Genomic DNA, 5,334 nt, shown 5'->3' on the forward strand with positions numbered 1-5,334 from the left:
TAAAGACATACAGTATCTATATACTGCAAAAAATTGAACATAAGACGCCGATACATTAAGTAATCCTTACCTTTTAATCTGCAGATTGGCGAAAGCAAATACAATAGCTTCAGTTTCATGATAAGGGGGCTGGCGAGGTTTGTCAAGCAAGTTTTTTGTTTCTGCGGACTACCTAGATTAATATTATATAGAAGGTTTGCTGCCAATAAAGCCTAAACTTACCAAATACATTTCTGTAGATTCAGATCTACTTGACCTTGGTTTAAAGTATTTTACTGTTTTAAACATTTTTTTTAGCTCGTTACAAAAATCTTTGTCAGATTCTCCTTGGAAAATTTTTACTACAAACGTGCCACCATGACTCAAGAAATGCTTTGCAAAATTGAGCGCTGCTTCGCATAAAAGCATAATTCTGATATGATCCAACGATTTTAAACCACAAGATTCGGGCGCCATGTCAGATAAAATTACATCAAATTTTTGATCCTTGAATTTTTCTCTTAAAATTTCAAACTCATTGATAATATCACATTGTATAAACTCTACTCCATTAATTGCGTTCATTGGTTTTATGTCAAGAGCAACCACATTTGCACCTTTCTGAGATGCAACTTGTGACCATCCACCAGGAGAAGCACCAAGATCAATAATTTTTTGCCCTTCTTGGAATAATTTAAATTTGTTATCCATTTCTACCAGCTTATATGCTGAGCGTGACCTATAACCATCCTTGCTAGTTTTTTGCACATACTGATCATTCAAATGACGATGTAGCCACCTTGTTGAAGATAGTTTTCTGCCTCTAGCCGTCTTTACTCTAGTTTTTATTGCTAATACCCTACTTATTATTGATTATATCTTTAAGTTCTTTTTCAACTACTTCTTTTACCAGTGCATGTAGATATTTATTCAGCCATTCTGAGAGCTGAGGTTTTAAAAGAGATGTAACTAATTCTTCAACAGTAAGGTTCGCTTTTTTTTGTTGTTTATGCTGTAATTCGTTTTGCATTTTTCCAAGCAACGCTTTGATCTCTTCCATATTCTCTTTTAAAATTAGATGATCGTTATTTTGCGCTTGTAAGCCGCTATTACTCGCTTTGTTATTACTCATTTGGATATTATCGTACAAATAAATATCTTTTTTTTCTTCTGAATTGTAGCTATGGCCATTAAATTGGTTATTGTTGCAAGCCATTTCCTCACTTTGGTCATCATTATCAATGTCCTCTTTTTCATTATTTTCTTTTTTGCCATCTTCTTCTATTTCTTCTGGATACTCTTCCTCAAGGTATAGCACATCATCATTTTCATCCTTTATTTCTGCTTTATCGTTACTCGCGTTTTTACCCGATATAGCTTTTTTTATATCTTCTAGGATATCTTTTACAGATTGATTACCTTGTTCATCATGCATAGTGCTAATACCATTAAATTTAGAGGTTTATACTATTTATCATAAAAAGCAAGTTGTAAACACTAATCACATAATTGCTTTTTGCTTCAACTAAGTCTGAACGTGCTTTAAATAATGCATCTTCAGTGTCCAAAAGGTCAGATGTACTCTTTAAATTTAAGTTTACTTCTTGCTCAACTCCTTCCAATGCTAGAGCTGCTGCTTTTTCCGCTTCTTGACTTGCTTTGATAATGGCCTTTGCTGTCAACACATTATTCCAAGCATTTACAACTGCTTGTTCTATATTTTTTACCGTTTCATAATAATCGTAGGTAGATTTTTTTGCATCCATTTTAGCTTTACTGACACCAAAAGCATTAACTCCTCTCTTAAAGATTGGAACATCAAGAGTAAAAACTACATGAACATTTTCTAATAGTTTGTCTACCTTCATACCATCCTCCCCAAAATTTTTGCTTGCACTTAGATTTAAAGAAGGAAGCCACTTGGAGCTTTCAGCAATCACTTCCATTCCGGCTGCTCTTTTTTGATAAACTGCTGCTTTTAGAGATAAATTATTGGTTTTTGCTAACTGTAAACATTCATTTAGCTCTGGAACAGAAGGTAGTTTATCATTAGCTTCAGAAAGGTCATCAGCATCTTCGCCAATCAAATGATAATAAGCAATATTTACCAACTTTAATTTACCTTCAGCATCAACTCTTTCGGATATAGAAGACGAAAATTTTGCTTTTGCTAACAAAACTTCAGCATTGGCTACCTCTCCAAGGGAAAAGCGTTTTTTCATAGCTGACAAATGTTCCAAAGAAACGCGTTCTTTATGTTCTCTGAGCTTTAATATTTCTGTCTTTTGTAAAACATTAACATATGCTTTCACAGCATTAAGTGCAAGCTCTTGTTTTAATTGCTGAAATCGCATCTTTTCTGCTTTGAGAAGATGGCTTGATCGACTGAATGTGGCAAAGGTACCACCGCCATCGATTAATTTCTGGCGCAATGTAAGTTTTTTTTCAGATGTATCAAGATTAAAGTTACTATCGAAATTGTATTGCAAATTAATGTCAGGTAAAAATCCAGCTAACCCAGAAGATTTATAGTGTTTTTCTGCGCTTTTATATTGGTAAAATTGAGACTTTATTTTTGAGCTATTTTTGATGGCTTTGCTTATCACTTCTCCCACATCGGTTGCATAGCAACTTATAGTATTAAAAATGATCGCAAGTGTGATAATCAATCGAAACATTCTAATTCCTATGCATATTGGTTGCGCAGCTCAATTACTAACATAAATTACTTTAATAATCAATAACTAATATTGTTGACACTATTGAGAAATTAAGTATATCATAGCTTACTATTGTTGGATCAAATAATGAAGACTTTTTTCTTAAAGGAGAAACAAATCAATAAAAAGTGGTTTGTCATAGATGCAGAAGGATTAGTGGTAGGGAGGCTTGCAGCATTTGTAGCGACACTATTACGTGGAAAGCATAAACCTGAGTATACACCTCATATGGATTGTGGCGATAATGTAATTATTATCAACGCAGAAAAGGTGCATTTCACCGGAAAGAAGCTTAAAGATAAAATTTACTATAAGCATACAGGTTATTCTGGTGGTTTGAAGAAAACTACTCCAGATAATATTTTAAATGGCAAATTTCCTGAGCGTGTAATAGAAATGGCAGTGAAAAGGATGCTTGATGATGGGCCTATGGCACGTAGACGCTTTGAAAATTTGTATGTTTATTCTGGTTCAGAGCATAAGCATCAAGGACAGCAACCTGAAAAGATAGATTTTGCCTCTTTGAATCGTAAAAATAAAAAGTAATGGAGTAAAAATGAAGAGTTCTACAATAAATAACAATGATTGGTCAGAAAAGACAATTAAATCAGCAGTTGATTCGCTTGGTCGTTTATATGCTACAGGCCGAAGAAAAGAATCTGTAGCAAGAGTATGGATAAAGCCGGGGAGTGGAAAATTTAGTGTTAACAAAAAAGGCGATCTAATTTCTTATTTTAAAAGAGAGTCAGTGTGCCAAATAGTAAAAATGCCATTTGTTGCAACTTCCACATTGGATAAATACGATGTATTTGCAACTGTAAAAGGTGGAGGGCTATCTGGTCAAGCAGGTGCTCTAGCTCATGGAATAAGCAGAGCTTTAAGTAGTGTAAGCCAAGATTTGCATTCTATACTACGTAATGGTGAGTTCTTAACTAGAGATTCACGTGTTGTTGAACGTAAGAAATATGGTCAACATAAAGCTCGGAAAAAGTGTCAATTTTCTAAGAGATAGTTATTTTATAGGGGTGTTTTTTTGTAAGTATTATACAAATATTTGCAAAAATGTATGATATCCTCTATTTTTGTGATGAATTTAGTTGACTATCGGTGTCAACATAATATGCTATTTATGTGATTTTTTCAATATTAAGGTAATTTATGAGTAAAGAAGATATAATAAAACAATTAAAGGAAGATTGTTCTAGTCAGAATATAGATATAACAAAATCTGATTTGAGCAAGATTCATGATGCGTTTATTAAAATAATAAAGAATGAGCTGCATGGGAAAGGTGAAATACGTTTGCATGGAATAGGAACATTTTCTACTGCTATCAGTCAGGAAAAACAATGTCGTAACCCCCAAAGTGGTCAGATCATGACTGTTCCTAAAAAGACAAGGGTAAAATTTAAAGCAAGCGAAACTCTTTTAAGTATTTTAAATGAGAAGGAAAAAGCAGCAGTTAGTTAGACATTGTCATTTTCATTGTTTTTACTACGCTGTGTAAGCCGTAAAATACAGCTTCGCTAATTAAATAGTGGCCTATGTTAAGAGCTGAGATGTGAGATATTCTTGTCATCTTCTTAGCGTGTTTATAAGTTATGCCATGTCCTGCGTGGCATTCTATTCCTAATTTATTGACGTACTCTGCAGCATTAGTAATTAACTGTAACTTTTTTTCTGATGGATTATCACAGTAATCCCCTGTGTGAATTTCTATTATGTCAGGTTTTGTCCCTAGCTTTTCAAGATATTTTAGTTGATCAATATTTGGATCGATAAACAGTGAGACTTTTATGCTAGAGCTATGCATTTCCTCTATTATACTAGAAAGTTTACTGTGCATATTCACGATATCCAGGCCACCTTCGGTTGTTAATTCTTCTCTTTTTTCTGGTACTATACTAATCGAATAGGGTTTTACCTTTTTTGCTATTTCAAGCATTTCTTCCGTGGCTGCAATTTCAAGATTTAGCTCAGTGCTAATGCTTTTTTTTAGGTTAAATACGTCTTCATCTCTAATATGCCTTCTATCTTCTCGTAAGTGTACAGTAATAAAGTCTGCTCCAGCGTCAATGGCTATTTCTGCTGCTTTCAATGGATCTGGATAAGAAGTTCCACGTGCGTTGCGGAGGGTTGCAACGTGATCGATATTAACACCTAGTTTCACAATCTACCTCAGAAATTATTTATAGATTATACATGTTATTAGGTTTTTTGCATAGTCATTGTTTGACCTTATCCAGAAAAAGTGGAGAGAAAGAAAAGAGTTTTTTTGGGTAAAATAAAATTTTGGAGGATTAGAAATGGCAAGAGAATATACGGCAGAGTTCAAATTGGAAGCTGTTAAGCTGGCAAATGAACAAAGAAAGGTAGGTCAAACAATTACAAAAACAGCAAAGGATTTAGGAATAAAGGGTGGTTTATTAGGAAAATGGATAAAGAAACACAACGAAAAAAAGTCGGCAGCAGATGCATTTCCAGGTAGAGGTAACATGGCTCCTTACGACAAAGAGAGATTTGATTTACAGAAAGAGTTAGCAAAAGTAACAAGGGAAAGAGACATTTAAAAAAAAGCCCTGGCCAGTCAAAAAGAGTAAAATATTTTTTTATATAGTAACTGCTATAAAGTACA

7 protein-coding genes and 1 pseudogene are annotated in these 5,334 nt (G+C 33.8%); 4 read left to right on the forward strand and 4 right to left on the reverse strand.

The features are described from left to right. Positions 1 to 183 precede the first annotated feature (183 nt). The 3 genes from OZD64_RS02055 to OZD64_RS02065 all read right to left on the reverse strand — a co-directional run bounded on the left by OZD64_RS02055 (position 184) and on the right by OZD64_RS02065 (position 2,657). Positions 184 to 762: an RlmE family RNA methyltransferase gene (locus OZD64_RS02055; RefSeq protein WP_274999217.1), complete on the reverse strand. Its 579-nt coding sequence runs from the start codon at positions 760 to 762 to the stop codon at positions 184 to 186. A gap of 76 nt (positions 763 to 838) precedes the next feature. Continuing rightward, positions 839 to 1,414: a PopZ family protein gene (locus tag OZD64_RS02060; RefSeq protein ID WP_010082598.1), complete on the reverse strand. Its 576-nt coding sequence runs from the start codon at positions 1,412 to 1,414 to the stop codon at positions 839 to 841. Positions 1,415 to 1,433: 19 nt separating this feature from the next. After that, a complete protein-coding gene (locus OZD64_RS02065; protein WP_274999218.1) occupies positions 1,434 to 2,657 on the reverse strand; it encodes a TolC family protein in 1,224 nt (407 codons plus the stop codon). A 129-nt stretch (positions 2,658 to 2,786) separates the two neighbouring features. Here OZD64_RS02065 and rplM point away from each other — a divergent pair, with 129 nt between their 5' ends. The 3 genes from rplM to OZD64_RS02080 all read left to right on the forward strand — a co-directional run bounded on the left by rplM (position 2,787) and on the right by OZD64_RS02080 (position 4,169). Beyond that, complete coding sequence (rplM, locus tag OZD64_RS02070) at positions 2,787 to 3,245, forward strand: 50S ribosomal protein L13 (protein ID WP_010082596.1); 459 nt, start codon at positions 2,787 to 2,789, stop codon at positions 3,243 to 3,245. A gap of 10 nt (positions 3,246 to 3,255) precedes the next feature. Further along, positions 3,256 to 3,711 (forward strand): 30S ribosomal protein S9, encoded by a 456-nt coding sequence (gene rpsI, locus OZD64_RS02075; RefSeq protein ID WP_006279875.1) that lies wholly within the window; start codon positions 3,256 to 3,258, stop codon positions 3,709 to 3,711. A 146-nt stretch (positions 3,712 to 3,857) separates the two neighbouring features. Next, positions 3,858 to 4,169, forward strand: coding sequence for an HU family DNA-binding protein (locus OZD64_RS02080; RefSeq protein WP_038199051.1), 312 nt, complete (start codon positions 3,858 to 3,860; stop codon positions 4,167 to 4,169). Here OZD64_RS02080 and OZD64_RS02085 read toward each other — a convergent pair. Then, a complete protein-coding gene (locus OZD64_RS02085) occupies positions 4,162 to 4,869 on the reverse strand; it encodes a pyridoxine 5'-phosphate synthase (RefSeq protein ID WP_190321110.1) in 708 nt (235 codons plus the stop codon). The two genes, OZD64_RS02080 and OZD64_RS02085, sit on opposite strands and share 8 nt — an antisense overlap. Before the next feature lie 136 nt (positions 4,870 to 5,005). Between OZD64_RS02085 and OZD64_RS02090 the strand changes: the two are divergent. Then, positions 5,006 to 5,313, forward strand: a pseudogene (locus OZD64_RS02090) (transposase); the annotation flags it as partial. Between the last annotated feature and the right edge of the window lie 21 nt (positions 5,314 to 5,334).

It is taken from the genome of Wolbachia endosymbiont of Drosophila tristis (genome assembly GCF_028981745.1).
GTDB lineage: Bacteria > Pseudomonadota > Alphaproteobacteria > Rickettsiales > Anaplasmataceae > Wolbachia > Wolbachia pipientis.